Annotated in this window: 11 protein-coding genes; 7 read left to right on the forward strand and 4 right to left on the reverse strand. The window is 55.7% G+C overall.

Features of this window, described 5'->3' with window-relative positions:
- The first annotated feature begins 472 nt into the window (after positions 1–472).
- Positions 473–2008 (forward strand): hypothetical protein, encoded by a 1536-nt coding sequence (locus V5279_RS40835; RefSeq protein WP_338692445.1) that lies wholly within the window; start codon positions 473–475, stop codon positions 2006–2008.
- 36 nt (positions 2009–2044) lie between these two features.
- On the opposite strand, the gene V5279_RS40840 is transcribed toward V5279_RS40835, so the two are convergent.
- The 4 genes from V5279_RS40840 to V5279_RS40855 all read right to left on the reverse strand — a co-directional run bounded on the left by V5279_RS40840 (position 2045) and on the right by V5279_RS40855 (position 8315).
- Entirely contained in the window at positions 2045–2764 is a 720-nt protein-coding gene (locus V5279_RS40840; protein WP_338692446.1) for a hypothetical protein, read from the reverse strand.
- 1027 nt (positions 2765–3791) lie between these two features.
- On the reverse strand, positions 3792–5126 hold the full coding sequence (locus V5279_RS40845) for an ATP-dependent helicase (RefSeq protein ID WP_338692447.1): 1335 nt from the start codon (positions 5124–5126) through the stop codon (positions 3792–3794).
- The gene (locus V5279_RS40850; RefSeq protein WP_338692448.1) at positions 5123–6955 is read right to left on the reverse strand and encodes an ATP-dependent nuclease; all 1833 of its coding nucleotides are present in this window, start codon (positions 6953–6955) and stop codon (positions 5123–5125) included. Before V5279_RS40850 ends, V5279_RS40845 begins: the two co-directional genes overlap by 4 nt.
- Positions 6956–7031: 76 nt before the next feature.
- Entirely contained in the window at positions 7032–8315 is a 1284-nt protein-coding gene (locus V5279_RS40855) for a DUF2130 domain-containing protein (RefSeq protein WP_338692449.1), read from the reverse strand.
- 137 nt (positions 8316–8452) lie between these two features.
- Between V5279_RS40855 and V5279_RS40860 the strand changes: the two genes are divergently transcribed.
- From V5279_RS40860 to V5279_RS40885, 6 genes are read left to right on the forward strand one after another with little or no spacing between them, the layout of a single operon-like run.
- Positions 8453–9310: a WYL domain-containing protein gene (locus V5279_RS40860; RefSeq protein WP_414645878.1), complete on the forward strand. Its 858-nt coding sequence runs from the start codon at positions 8453–8455 to the stop codon at positions 9308–9310.
- On the forward strand, positions 9307–12702 hold the full coding sequence (locus V5279_RS40865; RefSeq protein WP_338692451.1) for a DEAD/DEAH box helicase family protein: 3396 nt from the start codon (positions 9307–9309) through the stop codon (positions 12700–12702). The genes V5279_RS40860 and V5279_RS40865 overlap by 4 nt, the downstream gene beginning before the upstream one ends.
- Positions 12703–12704: 2 nt before the next feature.
- Positions 12705–14228 (forward strand): class I SAM-dependent DNA methyltransferase, encoded by a 1524-nt coding sequence (locus V5279_RS40870; RefSeq protein WP_338692452.1) that lies wholly within the window; start codon positions 12705–12707, stop codon positions 14226–14228.
- Positions 14225–15397: a restriction endonuclease subunit S gene (locus V5279_RS40875; RefSeq protein WP_338692453.1), complete on the forward strand. Its 1173-nt coding sequence runs from the start codon at positions 14225–14227 to the stop codon at positions 15395–15397. Before V5279_RS40870 ends, V5279_RS40875 begins: the two co-directional genes overlap by 4 nt.
- Complete coding sequence (locus V5279_RS40880; protein WP_338692454.1) at positions 15321–17108, forward strand: AAA family ATPase; 1788 nt, start codon at positions 15321–15323, stop codon at positions 17106–17108. The genes V5279_RS40875 and V5279_RS40880 overlap by 77 nt, the downstream gene beginning before the upstream one ends.
- Positions 17108–18028 (forward strand): hypothetical protein, encoded by a 921-nt coding sequence (locus tag V5279_RS40885; protein WP_338692455.1) that lies wholly within the window; start codon positions 17108–17110, stop codon positions 18026–18028. The genes V5279_RS40880 and V5279_RS40885 overlap by 1 nt, the downstream gene beginning before the upstream one ends.
- Positions 18029–18440: the final 412 nt, after the last annotated feature.

An 18440-nucleotide genomic window follows, 5' to 3' on the forward strand; every position in this document is an offset into this window, starting at 1 on the left:
TTTGCCGGATGCGTTGCGAGCCTTCGGCTGCTGATAGCTCGCAAGAGATGGGAAAGTCCGATCATTGCGGGCATAGGTTTTAGGTACTGTAACTATCCGACTAGTGCGGTGCGCGCTTGCGCGCTTCGGTTGCCTTGGGATGGAATTTTTGGAGGGGGTTGATATTAACTTCCAAATCAGAGCCAGTTTTTGTAATTATGTTGTTGCGGGCCATAGCCATCCTAGGCGCTAGGGATGGTGGGCGCGCAAGTGCGACCCGCATTTGCTAGGGACGACAGGACCCAAAACGGCCGCCCGCTCGGCACATGCAACTCTTCTGCAATCCTTGGTGGCTTGTGAATAGCGCGTATAGCGTGCAAACGAAGGATAGTTCGCGCAAGCGCCTGTGGATGGCTTGAACACGCCGCCCTCCAGCTTTCCAATGTGTCTCCCGAACTGCAATCCAATCCGTGCGCGGAGAGAAATTGAAGATATGCCGAAGCACACCCGGACCTTTCTTCCTGACTATGCCGAAGCGATCTTTCAACTGGCATGCGCCGAAGTCGGCGCTACCGCACAGCCAGTACCGCGAGATCGCCACGGCTGGGACTTCCTGGTCGAGTTTCCCGCAAAGGATGATCCCCGCTCAGCCGATCTCCATGATCCGATTTTGAAAGTGTGGGTTCAAGTAAAATCCAGTGAGAATGATGGCCGTAGCTGTAAGGTAACGCTGTCAAATCTGAAGAAGAGTGCTGCATCACGCGAACCTTGGTTTATCGTTTCGGTCGCGAAGGATGCATCGGGGCAGGCCAAAATCTACGCGACGCATGTATGGACCGACCTGATCGAGCGGACACTCAAGGCAGTTCGCAAGCATGACTTACAGGGTCATCGGTTAAACAAAACATTACTCACCATCGCGTTTACGGACGAAGACGAGCGCAGCGTGGGCGATCTGCTGGATTGGATGCGTGCTTGTGCCGAAGCCATGTCTAACTATGAGGAAGAAAAGAAGCGGATTTACACTTCCGTCGGCTTCGACGACGGAACAGCAGTCGGAACAATCAGTTTCGAGAATGTAAATCCGCGTACACTAGCCCGCGAATTTCTTGGCCTTGGCGATGGGCTGACAGCAAGCGGAACGATAACACCCAAGCGCTTCAACATGCTTGATAACGACAGAAAACAATCGTTCAAGAACGGCACGCTGTTTATCACGCCGACCTCACATCAGAATGTTGAGATTAGACTTCGAGGACGAAGTAGTTCGCGACCGCTTGTGATTTCCGGAAAAGCATTCGCTGTCGCCATATTTGCGGATAATCCATGGTATCGATTTTCAGGTGGCGGCATAGAGGTTATGACCTCCGAGAAGGAAGGTGGCACATTCGAACGCAGTTGGTCTAACGTGGGGCGCGAAAGCCTAGCGGACCTCCAAGGGCTTGGTGTCCTAAACAGTTGGCTTTCGGAAGGCTATGTCGATCTCCAAATTTGGTCGGACAAGGGAAGAGTTCTCGCATCGACGATCAGCGTCGATATTGATCAGGACACTCGCGGATGGTGGAAACTGTTCGCTGACGTGACGACAACCTTGGTCGAATTGGCCGGCGCGCGCAGCGATAAGATTGAGTTAACCGTCGGTGATATCGTCAACACGGATGAGCTTGTTCTTTTCCATCACATGATGACTGCACCATCTGTGCGCATATTATTTCAGCCACTCCTTCCAATATCGAAGGGTCTTCGTGCGGGGATATACTATGCGTGGGCCGATTTCGGAGAGGCAACTGCATATTGCCTAGTCGAGCGCAAATTGCACCGATCCAACCCTTTGGAAAGCGGAGAGATTGCGTTGGACTTCGGCCGTCCCCGAATTATCGAAAGTTGGATTGTCACAAACGCTGATGACCGGCAGCGCGCGACGATGCAAAAAGACTACGAAAGAGCAATACGAAAATTGGAAAACGGCTCGGTCATCGAGCTTGGCGACATCCGCAACTTTTGGTTCGCTCAATTGCAGGAAAAATGACCATGAGAGCGCGGCCTGTAGGCCACGCCGCAGCTTTCAAATGATGTCTCTAGATGCGGCTAGAGCAGCAAATCTTTCGAGTATCATACGCAAATCAGCCTGTTCTCGCTTCAGGTGGGGGTACACCTTGGCAGCTTCGAGATCGAACTTTTGCCAATCCGGCACGTCGAGCAATTTTAACGAGCGGATTGCGGGATCGAAGCAACTGAGCAATCGTCGCTGGATCATTTCAACGCGTTGGCAGCGGATTGCTTCGCTCGTGTCGGGGGTTCCGGAAACAAGCTCGATTGCGTCTCGCAGAACCGAGAGACGAAAATAAAACTGTGTCACTGCCAGCAGAATATCTGCGTCGAGCAGTCCAAGCTTCCCCGCAACAGCCGAGAATACCAACGGGAGTGACGGCATGAATTTGGCGTCTTCACTTACGATCTTCCTCGCGCCCCAATTCCTCCATGGTTCGATGTAGTCGTTCGCGCATCGTGCAACCCGATCAACGATCTCAGCATAGAGACTTGCTCTCATAGCTTCGATCTCTTGTTTCTGACGCCTATTATCGTGATACGTGACAGCGCCGAAGCTAATGGCGCTGCCCAAGATTGTACCCGCCAATCCAATCCAGCCAGCGCTGACACTGCTACCGGAGAGAAATATGACCAGCGCAGCGGTCGCTGCTCCCGCCAAAGATGCCAAGGCGGTAAAAAGAATTATGTCTTGCCGATACGGGCTCGGCGCTCTCGTTCCGAGATTTGAAATCATGTGCCGGTCGCCCTAATCGATGTGATGATGACAGGGTAAATCGGTTAGGCACTCGGCATCAAACCTTAAACGGCTCCGTGCGACCATTACGGTAGTTAGTCACAATTTCACTCGTAAATTCAATGCGGTTTTAGTCCTGCCGGGCCCACCAATGAGATCAATTGCTTGCAATGACGGGCGATTTTTCCGGGGACCGCTTCACCACCTTGCTCGTTGCTGCAAGCAATATGCGGAAATCGGCTCAGTCATGATCGCTAGGCGAAGGCCGCCGACATGCCCCAGCTAAACACTGGCCAGGAGCCGTTGGCTCCGTCCTCGACGGTGAAATGAAGATCCTTTAGGCGTTTCGCCTCCAGCATCCCTAGCATGTCTGAAAACTGCCCACGCGTGACCTGAAGCGAGAGGTGGAGACAAGGAAGGTGCTCGGCCTTTGAACAGGTGGCCAGCGTCCGGGAATTCCGTTTTCATGGGAGTCGGCGTCATGATCATTATCATGCCGGGCCAGGTGAAGCGCACGTCAGGCATCGTGAAGACTGCGGACATTATCACATAAGTGAACTCGACGGACTGCCTTGGTGGACCGGGCTGAACGACTTGTCCAAAGTTAACTGTGCAGCCTCCAAGGATTTCACCCCGCCAGCCGCCCGGCCTTACAGGAGGCAGTTTGAGCGAGGGCTTTGTCTTTGCGTCGCGCGCCATCTTGCTTCTCCTCCAATCGTGCTGCTCGGGGGAGAACGTCGATCTGCATCTTCAAGACTTCAAGAACGCGAGACTCTCATGACGGGTATGTCGCTGCCTGTCCCGCCCGTCTGCGGCTCAATCTCTTGATTAGACGGGCTGAACCTGACGGCCGATCAAAGCGGGTTCGAGCCCATCGATCTCTTGAGGAGCCTTAACTGCAATGCCTTGCAAATCACCATACATGCCGACGGTGGCTTCGATAACGCCCGGATCGGCCTTTCGCTTCGCTCATAAATGGGTATTCCAGCCGACGACCAATCTTGTGGCGAGTGATTTTAGGCGACTGTCAAGGAGCGAATGGCGCTCCTTTTAATCGCCCCTGCCCCAGCACAATCACCGTACAGTGCACTTGAGCGCGGGTGATGGCGTTATAGAGCAACCGGCGCAGGTGATCGGAACTGCCCACAGCGGTATGCGGCCAAAGCACAATGACGTTTGGAAATTCCCGATTCTTGGCGCGTTGGATGGTCATGGCAAGATGCCCCCGGTGCTGCCGGAAGCCCAGACGCGAACGGTTGCGCGCGGACTCCCGCACGAACTCGGTCACTTGCGCAGCGGTGAATACCGCGTGGCCGTGCACCCGGCGTAATCGGTCCATGCGGCTGATTGCCTGCGCGACGGGTGCGTATTCGGTCAGCGGCGTCAGAAGCGCGCGGAGGTCGGCGCAAGAGGCTGCTTCTGGCAAGACGATGTCAGCGAGCAACGCGTCGGCTTCTTCGTCATCGTGACGGTCCCATGTATGAGGATACGGACCGAAGGTCACGCCACTTTTTTTGTAGATTTGCTGTTTTGTCTGCACAGTTTGCAGTGCCGCACGAATAACCTGATTGTTTGAGTCCGGAGTAAGAATAACCACCGAACCTTGCCGTTGATTTATGTCATTGGCGATCACCCATGCCAAAAGACCGGAATTGTTGTTCTTAATAGATGCTTCTACGAGTCGAAAACCCGCGCCACTCCAAGATGTCCCGCTCTGAGCCGCCCGGGCCGTGAGAACCGCCCTCACATCCCGACCTTCGCGCACCGCTAGGGCGGCGGCAAGAAGCCCCTGTTGCGTCGTGCGCCGAACCTTCGTGAGACGATGTGTTTCTCCTGCGCCTTCAAGCCAGCCCATGAGAGGAGCCGTATCACGTCCCTTGTGAAGGCACTGGAAGGCGTCTGCCGCCGCGACGATCCGGCAAGACCGCGAAAGTCCTTGGAGAATGCGCATTCGGTGTTCGTCGAGGTCTTGCGCTTCATCGACCAGAACCAACGGGAATCTTCGCGCCACCCATCGGCGGACAGCTTCTTGTTCCAAGAGCGCAGCCGCCAGAGCGCACGGCTCATCAAACTCGTTTAGGAAGTTGGCCTGCTCCTGCATCTCCGGCGTAATCAGACTCCTGCGCCGCGCTGCCAGCATCCGGGCGAACACATCGAATGTCTGGCAATCAAAGCGCCTTCGGAAAGCCGAGTTATCGCCAAGGCGCGCGTCAAGACGACGGCGCGCGCCGTTCATAAAGGTAAGCGCCAAGAGCTTATGCCCGTCGCCAAGCACGCCGCCCTCAGCGAGTTCTCCCGCACGGTTCACGAGATTATGGGTTTTGCCCGTTCCGGCCGCGCCCTCGAAAAAATCGAATGTCATGGGGATGCAAAGCGAAAAACGTACATAGCGGCGGTCGATTCCGCCTGAATTCGTGTAAACAGCGGAACATTCGAGTTCGCTGGATCGCGCAATACCTCACACAGGGCATTGAGCAACTGCGCGGCGCGAGTCCGGCAAGCGGCATTGGCCATGAGCGTGACAGCGACGCTCTCATGAGTTGGTGCATAGGATTTCTGGGTGAGCAAATAGGAGGCGAGCGCCTGACGGTCGGCGAAAGGCATCCCGAGCAAGGTCCCAAGGGCGGGCAGCGTCTCGGCTTCGTCTGCGCCTGCAATCCATGAAACAACGTGCTCCATCGACCAGCCCTGTGGCCAGAACACGACGCAGCGTGGGGGCGGATTGCCAACCCTCACGGCGTCGAAATAGCCGCGCCCGTCGTTGTCCCCGTCAACGAGAATGCACGGGCGCGCATGAACGGCACTGACCAGCGTAAACGTGTCGGCGATCTTGGCGTCTATGGTCGGCACAACGCCAACGAATGTGGAGAGACGCGACGCTCCATCTCCGGCATCCTGCCACCCCTGATGCAGCTCAAGGGCGGTTTGCAGCGCCTCAAGCCACGCCACGTCCGAAACCCCTTCGGGGATCAACACACATTCGTGCATGAGCGCGGCCACCAGTTTCTGCCGCCATGCGTAAAGCAAATGCTGCTGGTGATTGGTCGGCTGCGCGGGGACGGCGTTCAGCAATGGCTTGGCCTTCAAGACGCCCTCCCGCGTTTCGATGAAAAGCGTATTGGGCGCAGGAAACAAGGCCGCCACGATGGGCGAATGCGTCGTGACAATCGTTTGGTCACAGAGCGCGTTAAGGCGGTGGACCAGCCGCTTTTGCTGCGAGGGCTGGATATGAAGCTCGGGTTCCTCAACGGCCAGCACAAAAGACTGTCCCGTTTCGGCCCGCGCCTTGCCAAATTGCATGAGCAGAAGAAGGCTTTGCAGGGAGACAAGACCCGTACCATGCCGTTGCGAGGGAAGGGTCGGTCCCGTTCCCTGAACGAAGTGCGGCATGACACTTTCCAGAACGGACTCGCTGTCAGTGCTGGTCAGTCGCAGTTGAAGCTTGGGCGCGCTGGCCATGAGCGAACGCAACTCATCGTTGGCTGCGCCAACGATCTCAGAAAGTCCCGGCTGAGTTTCGAGCCGCGCCTCTTCGGGCGGCGCCCAGAGGCGCTGCCGTTCGGCGCGCACGGCCTGCGCGGGCATCTCCCCGCGCGTTGCCACTACGCGGCGGAACAACTCCGAAGAAAAGGAAATCCAGCGATCCCATGTGCGCGAAGCCGGAACCAGAAAGAACCCCAATTCCTGTAGCGCTTTTGCGCGAATCGTGCGCAAGTTCGCGTCCTCTGCGAACGGATCGCCGAGCGTGGCTTCGTCATCTACGAAGAAGCGGATCGTTTCAGCTTCCAGTTCGTCCAGATCGAAACGCGCGGCAAACCCGATTTGCACGGCTAAGTCCGTATGCCGCGCGTCCGCGGTCGCGCTCAACGTCTTAGCGTTCGGATCGAACCATTTTTCAACGCCGCGCTCGGGGCTGAACCAAGAGGCGTGGTGATGCGGGTCATTGGGCGTGAAGCCCGTCACGGTGGCGATGCACAAGATTCGCGCCGTTTCATCCGGCGCGCTGCCGTGAAAATCATGTTCGGTAAGACGGCGCACCAGACGGTCACGCCCGAAAAGCAACGCCAACGCCTCTATGATCGTGGTCTTGCCACTATTATTCGGCCCAACCAGAACGGCGTGACGGCCCAGCGCAATATCAGCCGAGCGCGCTCCGCGAAAGCCAGATATTTTTAGGCGGATTATGTGCATCTTAATTCCTTCCCAAATCCGCCTCTACTCGATTGCCCGCGCAAGCGTTCGCCATCGCACCGTGTGGGACGAGCTTTTAAGAAATTTGCGAAGTGACCTCGACCTGGGCCTCGATCAGAGGGAGTTCGAGCCCATCGATCTCTTGAAGCGCCTTACCTGCAATACCTTGCAGATCACCATACATACCAACCGTAGATTCGATGACGCCCCGGATTTGGGCTTCGCGCTTTGCCCATAGACGGGTCATCGCTTTTCTTTCCTTGTCGAGGTCATCCTTCATTTCGGAAAATTTCTCGACAATTGCCTCAACTCGATGCCTGAATTTGGGACCCGTCAGATACTGATAGATCAACCCCATCTTGGTATTCTGGCCGTCCTGAGCCTGCCTCACCGCACCAGCCTCGATGAGCGATTGTCGCAAGGCTAAAGCCAACGGGACGGCATAACGAAAATCAGTAACCCAGATACCATCAACATAGCCAAAGGTTTCCACATTCTTTGGCAATGCCGTCGATACGAGGATAGCCAATTCAGCGCCTGCTGCGCGTTGATCCGCTCGCAATTTGGAAAGCCAACCATCCACCCAATTCTTGGTTCTCTTAGTTTCCCACAGCATGGCTCCGCATGTTTGTCCAATCGGCGTGGAGACACGCTGCACGACATCACCACCAAATTCTCCTTTGCGGACGGGCTCAATCGTATCGTGGGGAAAATTCGTGCGCAGAGTTGATTCCAATTCAAGCTCAAGAACCTCGCCTTGCAGTTGCTGCGATCCCTGCTCAGCCTTGCGCTTGAGGTCTTCGATCTGTCGTTGCAACGAAGAGATTAAATTGTCCTTTTCGGCAACCTTCAGCCGCTCGCCTTCCTCAGCTTCTGCTTTTGCCTTCTGTCTAATTTCAAGAATGGAGGCATTCACTCGCTTCTCAATTGTGAGGTCGAGTTCGCGTTTTGCTTCGTCAATCTCGCGCTGCTTGCGCATCACCTCAGCCTGAAGCTTTTGAGCCGCCTTTAGCTTCTCATCTCGTTGAGCGAGGAGCACTTGCAGTTCACTGACTTCTTTCTGCTTCGATTGCAGGTCGTCCGCCGCCGCATCCTTCGCCTTGAGCGCCTCTTCCGCAGCAATGGCCTGACGCCCTTCCCTGAGCTTCACCGCAACTAGTTGATCGACCGCCTGGCGAGCTTTCTCAACGGCGGCCAATTGCTCCTTGATGCTCGCCTCGCGCCGCAACACTTCGGCGTCCTTACGGGCAATCCTTGCCTCATACTCCTCTCGCGTTGCGCGAATCAGAGGTGCCGCGAGAGACTCAGTCAGCTTGATCTCGGTCGAACAAGACGGGCACGCAATTACCGGTTCAGTCATATCTGCCCCCTTCTGGGCCGCCTGGCCTGCTCGCGGGTGCGCAAAGCTCTTGACAAGGCAACATGAGGATAATAACTATATGGGAATAGTTCCAATGTCAATATAGAAACTATACGTATTTGGGGAGCTGGTCGGTTATGCGCTGGGGAGTCGAAAAGCGCTTGGAATTCATTGAGTTTCGCCTTTTTTGGGAAGGCGGAATCAATCGCGCCGATATTATGGAGCAGTTTGGCGTGTCCGTTCCCCAAGCTTCCAAGGACCTCAGCCTTTACGAGGAGAAAGCGCCTGGGAATCTTCACTACGACAAGCAGCAAAAACGGTATTTCGCCTCTCCCACCTTCAAGCCGTTCTTTTTGAAGCCCGCGGCAGACCGCTACCTGATGCAACTAGGATCCGTGTCGAGCCATGTGATTTCTACGGATGAAACCTGGCTCTCCGATATGCCAGACACTGACGCGATGCCGGTTCCGCATAGGCGCGTCGATGTGAACGTCCTGCGCGCGATGCTGGCCGCCGTAAGGAAGAGCCGGGCAATCGAGATTCTCTATCAATCAATGAACCGGACACGGCCCGAGCCAACGTGGCGATGGATAACGCCTCACGCCTTCGGCAATGACGGCCTGCGTTGGCATGTTCGGGCCTATTGCCACATCGATTCAAAGTTCAAGGACTTCCTTCTGTCCCGATGCCTCGATATTCGCGGTGATGGTGAGGCTGGCGCTGCGGCCGAGGACGATGCTTTCTGGAATGAAACCTTTCCCGTTGTATTGTCTCCAAATCCGGCACTCAGTGAAAGTCAGCAAGCTATCGTGGCGCAGGACTATGCGATGACCAGCGGCAGCGTGTCGGTCCCAGTGCGCAAAGCCCTTCTCTACTACTTTCAGAAACGGCTGCGGCTTGATGGGGTGGGCACCTTAGATAGACCACAAGAAACTCCGGTTGTTATTTCGAATCGTAAGGAATTTGCCCATGCCTTGGCGGAGGCGATGGCATGAAATCCGTGAACTTTGAAATTCTTCGTCCGCGATGGCCCGAGCTCGCAGAGCTTGGCGGCTTTGCTGAAGCCTACGCGCATGCTGATCCAGCGAGCGCCATGGTTAAGCTGCGCCTGTTTGCGGAGAACCTAACAAAAGACATCTATCGCGACCTGCGGCTTCCCAAGCCCGACCAGCCGACGTTTGTCGATCTGCTCAAGAACGCTGCCTTTGCGTCAGTAACGCCCAAAGTCGTGCTCGACAAGCTGCACGCCCTTCGCATCCACGGCAACAAGGCTGCTCATGGCGACGAGGCCAGGACGCAGAACGTGCTGTGGCTACTCAAGGAAGCGCACGATCTGGCTCGCTGGCTCCTCGTCCAGTATGGGAAGGCCAAGGCCAGCGACATTCCAGTCTTTAAGCAGCCGCAAGAACCCCAGGCGGCCGAAACGCGTGAGCGCCGCCAGGTACTAGAGAGGCTCGCCGCGCAAGAAGCGCAGATGGAAGCTCTGCTGCGTGAACTCGATTTGGCGCGGCAGGCGGTCACAGTCGCGGAAAAGAAAGCTGCGGAGCTGCAGGCGATTTCGGCGGAAGCACAAGCGGCGGCCGATGCGCTTGCCTTCGACGAAGCCACAACGCGCACCCGACTGATCGACAGCATGCTCGCGAGTGTCGGCTGGAATGTCGGGCCCGGACTGACTAGCACTGAACAAGTCGGCAAGGAGGTTGAGGTCAAGCATCAGCCAACCGACTCCGGTATCGGCTATGCCGACTATGTGCTCTGGGACGATAATGGAAACCCGCTCGCGGTCATCGAGGCAAAAAAGACTTCCGTTGAACCCGAGCGCGGCCGCCAACAGGCGAAGCTCTACGCCGACGGCCTCGAAAAGGCTTTTGGCCATCGCCCGGTCATTTTCTACACGAATGGTTTTGACATCTGGATTTGGGATGATGCGCAGGGCTTCCCACCTCGCCGTCTATTCGGATTTTACTCGAAGGACAGTCTGCAACACCTCGCCAACTACCAGCGCAAGGAGCGCAAGCCGCTCGATACGGTCGAGCTCAACGAGCAGATCGTTGACCGCCTCTATCAAGTCGAAGCTATCAAGAGAGTGGCCGAGCGTTTTGAAGGCAAGCACCGCAAGGCCCTCGTCGTGCTCGCAACGGGCACGGGTAAAACCCGCATCGCAATCGCCCTCACAGATTTGCTGATCCGCGCGGGATGGGTCAAGCGTGTACTGTTCCTTTGCGACCGGCGCGAACTCCGGAAGCAAGCCAAGAACGCCTTCAACGACTTCCTATCGGAGCCCATCCGAATCATCACCTCGCGCGTGCGATCCAACGCAAGCGAGCGCGTTTTCCTTGCTACATACCCGGCAATGCAGAAGGTCTTTCAATCATTCGATCCTGGATTTTTTGACCTCATCATCGCGGACGAATCCCATCGCTCGATATACAATGTCTACGGCGACATCTTCCGCTATTTCGACTGCCATCAGATCGGCCTGACCGCAACCCCCGTCGATTTCGTTACCAAGAGCACCTTCCGGCTCTTTGATTGCGAGGGCCAGTTGCCGACAGCGAACTACGATCTCGAACAGGCGGTCCAGGACGGCTATCTGTCCCCCTTCGAGGTATTCGAGCACACGACCCAGTTCCTGCGCGAGGGCATTAAGCTCGATATCCTGACGAGGGAGCAGATCGAGGAGCTTGAAGAGCAGGGCGAAGATCCTGCCCAGTATGATTTTTCCTCCGAGCAGGTCGATAAGGTCATCTACAATAAGGACACGAACCGCGCGATACTGCGCAATCTGATGGAAAATGGTCTTCGCGATGCTACCGGCCAGTTGCCCGGCAAGAGCATCATTTTCGCGCGCAACCATCAGCATGCGATCCTGCTTGCCCAACTCTTTGACGAGATGTACCCGCAATATGGCGGCAAGTTCTGCCAGGTTATCGACAACTACGATCCGCGCGCGGAGCAGCTAATCGATGATTTTAAGGGCGAAGGCACTAACAACGACCTGACTATTGCGATTTCCGTGGACATGTTGGATACCGGAATCGATATCCCGGAGATCCTCAACCTTGTCTTTGCGAGGCCGGTCAAATCGCCTGTCAAGTTCTGGCAGATGGTCGGGCGCGGTACGCGGCTTTGCAAAGACCTGTTCGGCACCGGTCAGCACAAGACGATCTTCCGCATATTCGATCACTGGGGGAATTTCGAGCGGTTCGAAGCGGGTTATCGCCCGGCTGAGCCTACGCAAAGCAAATCGCTCCTTCAGCTCGTCTTTGAGGAACGTCTGCTGCTCGCCGAAACCGCGCTCCAGAAGAGCGAGATTTCGGTCTTTGACATCGCCATCGATATGATCGCCACCGACATCGAGGCGCTTCCCGAGGAATCAATCGCAGTGCGCGAAAAATGGAAGGAGAAGCGAGCGCTCGCGCAGCCGGCCACATTGAAGACCTTTGCGCCGACGACCGTAGAAAGGCTGCGCCAGGATATCGCGCCGCTGATGCAGTGGCGCAACATACGCGGCCGAGCGGACGCATACGCGCTCGATCTGTTGATCGCTCGCATTCAGAACGCAGTCCTACGCAAGTCACCGCAGGTCGCGGATCTGAAGATCGACCTGATGGACCGCCTTGCCGCATTGCAGATGCACCTCAATCCCGTGCGCGAGAAGGCCGAGATTATCAAGCGCGTGAAGTCGGATGAGTTCTGGAATGGCATCAACGCCCAGGCCCTTGAGGAGGTGCGCGGGCCGCTCCGCGAGATCATGCACCATCGCCAGCGTGGCGGCGGCCAAGCGCTCCCGCCTAAGATCATTGATGTCACCGAGGCGGCCTCGTCGATTCAGATCAGTCGCCGCTCGGCGAGTCTGAAGGCGGTGGACATGAGGGCTTATCAGCAGATCGTTGAGGCAGAGCTGAAGAGGCATTTCGACACGAATCCAACGTTGAAGAAGATTCGTTCCGGCGAGCCAGTTTCGGAGGCTGACCTCAATGCGCTGGTATCACTCATCCTCACACAGAGCCCGAACGCGAGCCGTGATGTCCTGGCCGAATTTTTCAGCGCGACGGCGGAGCCCCTTCAATTTGCTATCCGCTCGATCATCGGCATGGACGCAAGTGCAATCCAAGCCAAGTTTGCAGAATTTGCACGTAAGCACCCGACGCTGACCGCGAAGCAAACGCGCTTTCTCGCACTGCTTCAAAACCATATCGCCCGCTTCGGATCGATCACGATTGAGAAGCTCTACGAAGCTCCCTTCACGGTCGTCGATGCCGACGGTCTTGATGGCGTGTTCGAGGACGAGACTGAAGTCAGCGACCTTCTCAACGTCATCCGGGCGTTTGGCCCGCCAGCCGAAGATGCAGCGGCGACCAATCCTAACGAAAGGTCCGAATAAATATGGTCACGGGTGAACTCAAGAGGCGCGTTGATGCGCTCTGGCTCGAATTTTGGCAGGGCGGCATCACTAACCCGCTGACGGTGATCGAGCAGATCACTTTCCTGATGTACGCGCGTCTGCTGGATATCAACGAGACACGCGACGAAAATCGCGAGAAGCGGACGGCCAGGTCGTTCCAGCGTCGTTTTAAGGATGACGAACAAAGCCTGCGTTGGTCGCACTTTCGGCATCTGGGAGCCGAGAAGATGCTGCCCGTTGTACGCGACCGAGTATTCCCCCATTTCAAAACGACCGCCGCAAGCGGCACGGCATTCGCAGAGTTCATGAAGGACGCGCAGTTGATGATCCAGAAGCCGAGCCTTCTGGTCAAAGCCGTCAACATGATTCACGAACTGCCGTTGACGGAGGGCGACACCAAAGGGGACCTGTATGAATATCTCCTTAGCAAGCTGACAACGGCGGGGATCAACGGGCAATTTCGAACACCTCGCCACATCATTCGCCTAATGGTGGATATGCTGGAGCCCAAGCCGACTGACGTTGTGGGCGATCCGGCCTGCGGCACCGGCGGGTTCCTGGTCAGTGTAATGCAATATCTTTTGGAGACAAACAGCTCGCCGCAAGGGATCATCGAAGAGAGCGATCCAGAAACCGGCGCAACCCAAAAAGTCTACACTGGTGACCTGCTCGAAGAGCACCGGGAGCACATTCGTAGCAGCATGTTCCACGGCTTCGATTTTGACGCGACAATGCTACGCATCGCCGCCATGAATCTAATGCTTCATGGCGTTGATGATCCGGATATCCATTATCAGGACACGCTCAGCGCCGGATTCACGGATCGCTTCCCAAAGGCGGCGACCGAAGGATTTGATCTTATCCTCGCAAATCCGCCCTTTAAGGGCAGCCTCGATTTCGAGGACGTTCACGCCTCGCTGCTGCGCCAGGTGAAAACGAAGAAAACTGAACTTTTATTTGTCGTCCTGATCCTGCGGATGCTTAATACGGGTGGTCGCTCTGCGACAATCGTCCCCGATGGCGTTCTATTTGGCTCTTCGGGCGGCCATCAGGCTCTGCGCAAGCTGCTGATCGATAGTAACCAACTTGAGGCGGTGATCTCCCTGCCGAGTGGCGTGTTCAAACCTTATGCGGGGGTTTCAACCGGCATCCTCGTGTTCACCAAAGGCGGTCGCACCGACAACGTGTTCTTTTACGACATCGAGGCTGATGGCTTTTCGCTTGACGACAAACGCGACCCAGTGGCCGAAAATGACCTCCCCGATTGTCTCAGCCGTTGGCGAGCACGCGACCCCAAGAAGGACACGGACCGGACCGCAAAAGCCTTCTTCGTCGCGGCCGAAGAGATTAGGGAAGCGAACTACGAGCTATCACTGAGCCGATATCAGAAAACCGTCCACGAAATGGAGGAGTATGATCCGCCACAGGTTATTCTAGACCGCATGAAGTCATTGAATGACGAGATTGCCGCTGAGCTCGCTGAGCTGCAGGAGATACTTGGATGACCTGGCGGCGCTCAGTGCTCGGAGACCATCTAGATATCTTGTCAGGCTTTGCATTCAAATCGCAATGGTTTAACGCGGATGGACGTGGGCTCCCCCTTATCCGAATCCGCGATGTCGTGCCGGGTAAATCCGACACATACTATAGTGGGCCATATCAGGAGCGCTATGTCATCACAGACGGCGATCTCCTGATTGGTATGGATGGGGAGTTCAATCGAGCCCGATGGCGTGGCGGGCGCGCCCTATTAAACCAGCGAGTGTGCAAAGTTTCCCCATCAAATGGCTCGCTGGACGAGCGATATTTATTCCACGTGCTTCCACAGGTTCTGAAAGCAATAGAGGATAAGACACCGTTCGTTACTGTTAAGCATTTGTCGGTTAACGACCTCCGCGAAGTGGAACTGTTTCTTCCTCCGATCAGCGAGCAAGGTCGCATCGCTGCCATTCTGGACAGAGCCGATGGGATCCGTCGCAAGCGCGTACAGACCCATGCGATGGCCAATGAATTGTTGAGATCGGCATTCCTTAATCTATTCGGCGATCCGCTCGCGAATCCCCACGGATTTCCTACCGAAGAGATCGCCTTTCACCTTAGCAAGCAGCGCACAGGCACTCAGTCCGGACCATTTGGCTCGGCTTTAAAGAAACACGAATATACTCGGGCAGGAATTCCTGTTTGGGGAGTAGACAACGTTCAGCAGAATGAGTTCGTTAACAATGCAAAGCTGTTCATATCCGAAGGAAAGTTTGACCAGTTGCAGCGATACGCGGTCGAAGCCGGCGATATTCTCATATCACGCGCTGGCACAGTCGGACGAATGTGCATTGCGACTCCGACAGTCGCGAAATCTATCATCAGCACAAACCTAATCCGAGTAGTTCTCGACAAGTCATCTTTGTTGCCGGAATATTTCGTGGCGCTGTTCACATACTTTCCTCATCGTCTTGGCGCGCTCAAAGCGAACAACAAAGACAATGCGTTCACGTTTCTCAATCCGAGAACTCTGAAAACGATTGAAATTCCGATCCCACCGATTGAGTTGCAAGAGAAGTATAGGCGTTTCAGTCAAGCGGTGGAGCGTCAGATGTCCCTTGAACGAGAACACCTGGCTGGACTCAAAACTCTATTTGCATCGTTGTCTCAGCGGGCCTTTGGCAACAACTTGTGAAGGTATTCTGATGCGATTGAACCGGATCGAGATAGAGAACTTCAAGGGTATTGGTGAGCGCCAGACCATCGATCTAAAACCAATCACGCTCCTTTTTGGACCAAACAGCGTCGGCAAGAGCACGATCCTCCAAGCCCTGCACTATCTGCGCGAGATTCTAGAGCGCGGCAACATCGATCCTGATGTGACGATTGCCGGTGGCCTCATCGATCTCGGCGGCTTTGCCACGCTTGTTCATAACCACGAGCTTCACCGCGCCGTCCACCTCAAAGTCACAATGGATTTGACGGACGAGCAAGGGGCAGAGGAACTCGCGCTCAATTCAGGCACCTCATTGAGCGATCCTGAATTCTCAGAACTTCCGATTCGCTACCTTGTCGGCGAAAGCGACAAGCATCGGGACTATGCGATTGTTCAGTCTGCGGCGCTTGAGGTCGAAATTCGCTGGAGTGAGCAGGAGAAGGCCCCGTATGTGGCACGGCTCTCGATAGAGCTTGACGGCGTCCCGTTCGGGGCAATTTTGTCACCACCTCAGACAGGGCGGGCGCAACTGACTGATTTCAATTTTGATCATCCATTAGTGAGGCCCGCACTTTATCGCGATGAGTATGAGGATGAGGACGCCTACAAACTCGCCGCTAGCTTTTCCCCGCTCGAAGAAGAGATAACTAGCCTGGCGCGCGAAGCCGCGGCGGACCGTTCGACACTGGATACACCGGACGACAAGCTGCGCATCGCGGTGAGAACAATTGCAGGCGCTCTGCCGAACCTAGATGGGGACCTTGCGCTCGATATTCGCGATCCCGATGCGAAAAAGGCGGAAATCGAAGGACACACGCTGCGCGTAATCGGGCTGCGCTCACTCCTTTCGGAAATGATTCTTGGGCCGGCCCGGATCATTCGTAATTATCTCGGGCGGATGACCTATATCGGGCCACTCCGTGAAATTCCAACACGCAGCTATCGGCCGCAGGTGACGCCGGATGAGGCGCGGTGGGCGCAAGGACTTGCCGCGTGGGATCTCCTTTACGCGGATCGCAAGGGTGACCTTATGCAGGAGGTTAATCTCTGGATCGCCGGCGAGACCCTTCTCCACACCGGCTACCGGCTTGAGCGCGTCGAGTTCAAGGAAGTGCCGGTGCCGAGTGTCTTTCATCAGATATTTGAACGCGGCCTCAACGACGACGATATCGGCGATCTTCAAGAACTCTATCAGAGCCTGACAGCTAGGACAGAGATAGCATTACGTGATTTCCAGAAAGGGATTTTGGTTGCGCCCAGTGATGTTGGAGTTGGAATATCGCAGATGGTGCCAGTCGTAGTGGCGTCGCTACGCAAGAACGAAGACATCTTAGCCATTGAACAACCGGAACTGCACATTCACCCGGCCATCCAGGTGGGAATTGGTGACTTGTTCATACGAGCCATACAACCGGATCTCGAGGGCCTACCGTTCGGTGGCAAGACTCTCCTTATTGAGACTCACAGCGAGCACATACTGCTCCGGCTGCTACGTCGCATCAGGGAGAAGACTGATGATGAACTGCCGCCCAGTCTAGCGGGACTTACGGCTGAGGAGCTATCGGTCATCTACGTCGAGAGCGACGGACAAGGCGTTCGCTTCCGACCGTTGCGTGTGGATGCAGAAGGAGAATTTCTCGATCAGTGGCCTAGCGGCTTTTTCGAGGAGCGGGCCGGGGAGCTCTTCTGATGCTCTACGAATATGCGGTAGAGCCTGCAGCGATTGGATCAAGCTGGCAGAACTTCCGCTATCTTTTCGAGAAATTTGGTTTCGACCGGGGACGGTTGATTTCGCGCTTTCCCGGAAAGTGGGAACGCGAAGTTTACGCCGCAGCAAATGCAATGAAGCCCCTTGAGCGCGCACGCTTGGAACTCGCCCTCAGGGAGGGGAAGCAAACGAAGTTCATCCGGTCTGGACGACCATACGATCCTGCGCTTGGAACCTGGTTTCAAAACGCTGTCGCCCAGCACGCTGTTGCACCCTTTCATGCCATAATCTCGGAACACAGCCCGGCCGCAGTGTCAGGCGTGATCACCGTCGATGAGGTGGACGAACATCATCCACTCATGATGTCGTCGCATACTTGGGAAGTCGAACGTGTCGGTATCACACTTGCCGCAGCCATGCGTCCACTCCTGACATCCGCCAAAACTATCCTATTTGTTGATCGGTTCTTTGATCTGAGTAAGGCCCCTTATCAGGAGACGTTAAGGGCTTGCCTTGACGTGATCAGCGCCGCTGGTGGGAACGAGGTGCGCTGCGAGATTCACTTTTGCGATCACGACAAGAGGCCGCCACCTGAAATTATCGCGCGTGAGGCCTGGATTGGTGGCATGTTGCCTGCAGGGATGTCGCTGCTGCTCTTCGGATGGAAGGAACGACCAGGCGGCGAAGACTTCCACGCGCGAAATTTACTGACCGACATCGGCGGGATAAGCGTCGAAGCCGGATTCTCAGCAGAAGGCGCACATCAAAAAGTCCAACTCGGTCTACTTACACCTGATCTCGTCAAGAGCAAATTGGATGCTCTGGTGCGAACGTCCGCCGTGTACGAGTTGGTTCAGCCCGTGCTGCAAATTCGTTCCGACGGCAGCGTTCACAGTGCCTGATCTCAACTGTCGCAGCCGCAATCTAAGGCGGCATTCGAAGAGCGGGCCGTAGTTCAATGGCACGACACTTTGCATAGACATTATTTATTGTTTGGAATACGCATGTCATCAAAGTCGAAGCGACCGCATGATCGGAAATGGCTGCTGGCCACCGCTAGAGCTGTGGCCGAGCAACTGAAGCAGCAAGGCAGAGGAACGCGACTTAAAATCCGTCTTCCACGCGGTACTGCGAGAACCAATACTGACGGATGGAGCGTGATCCTGGGTAATCTCGCAAGCGGTCAGCCCAAGTTGGAGATATGGTTAGACCGTTTCTCTGGATACCCTGATCGCAAATTGTGGGCGTGCTTCCATTCAGAGTCGCGGCAGCAGATAACCTCTATCACTAAACGCGTCTCACGAAAGTTATGGC

This window comes from Bradyrhizobium sp. 26S5 (genome assembly GCF_036923295.1).
GTDB lineage: Bacteria > Pseudomonadota > Alphaproteobacteria > Rhizobiales > Xanthobacteraceae > Bradyrhizobium > Bradyrhizobium septentrionale.

Bases quoted from the DNA above. Each gene is read 5' to 3' on its own strand.
- V5279_RS40870 (WP_338692452.1), top strand. From the start codon at position 12,705: ATGGTCACGGGTGAACTCAAGAGGCGCGTTGATGCGCTCTGGCTCGAA.
- V5279_RS40860 (WP_414645878.1), top strand. From the start codon at position 8,453: ATGCGCTGGGGAGTCGAAAAGCGCTTGGAATTCATTGAGTTTCGCCTT.
- V5279_RS40855 (WP_338692449.1), bottom strand. From the start codon at position 8,315: ATGACTGAACCGGTAATTGCGTGCCCGTCTTGTTCGACCGAGATCAAG.
- V5279_RS40845 (WP_338692447.1), bottom strand. From the start codon at position 5,126: ATGACATTCGATTTTTTCGAGGGCGCGGCCGGAACGGGCAAAACCCAT.
- V5279_RS40885 (WP_338692455.1), top strand. From the start codon at position 17,108: ATGCTCTACGAATATGCGGTAGAGCCTGCAGCGATTGGATCAAGCTGG.
- V5279_RS40850 (WP_338692448.1), bottom strand. From the start codon at position 6,955: ATGCACATAATCCGCCTAAAAATATCTGGCTTTCGCGGAGCGCGCTCG.
- V5279_RS40865 (WP_338692451.1), top strand. From the start codon at position 9,307: ATGAAATCCGTGAACTTTGAAATTCTTCGTCCGCGATGGCCCGAGCTC.
- V5279_RS40840 (WP_338692446.1), bottom strand. From the start codon at position 2,764: ATGATTTCAAATCTCGGAACGAGAGCGCCGAGCCCGTATCGGCAAGAC.
- V5279_RS40875 (WP_338692453.1), top strand. From the start codon at position 14,225: ATGACCTGGCGGCGCTCAGTGCTCGGAGACCATCTAGATATCTTGTCA.
- V5279_RS40835 (WP_338692445.1), top strand. From the start codon at position 473: ATGCCGAAGCACACCCGGACCTTTCTTCCTGACTATGCCGAAGCGATC.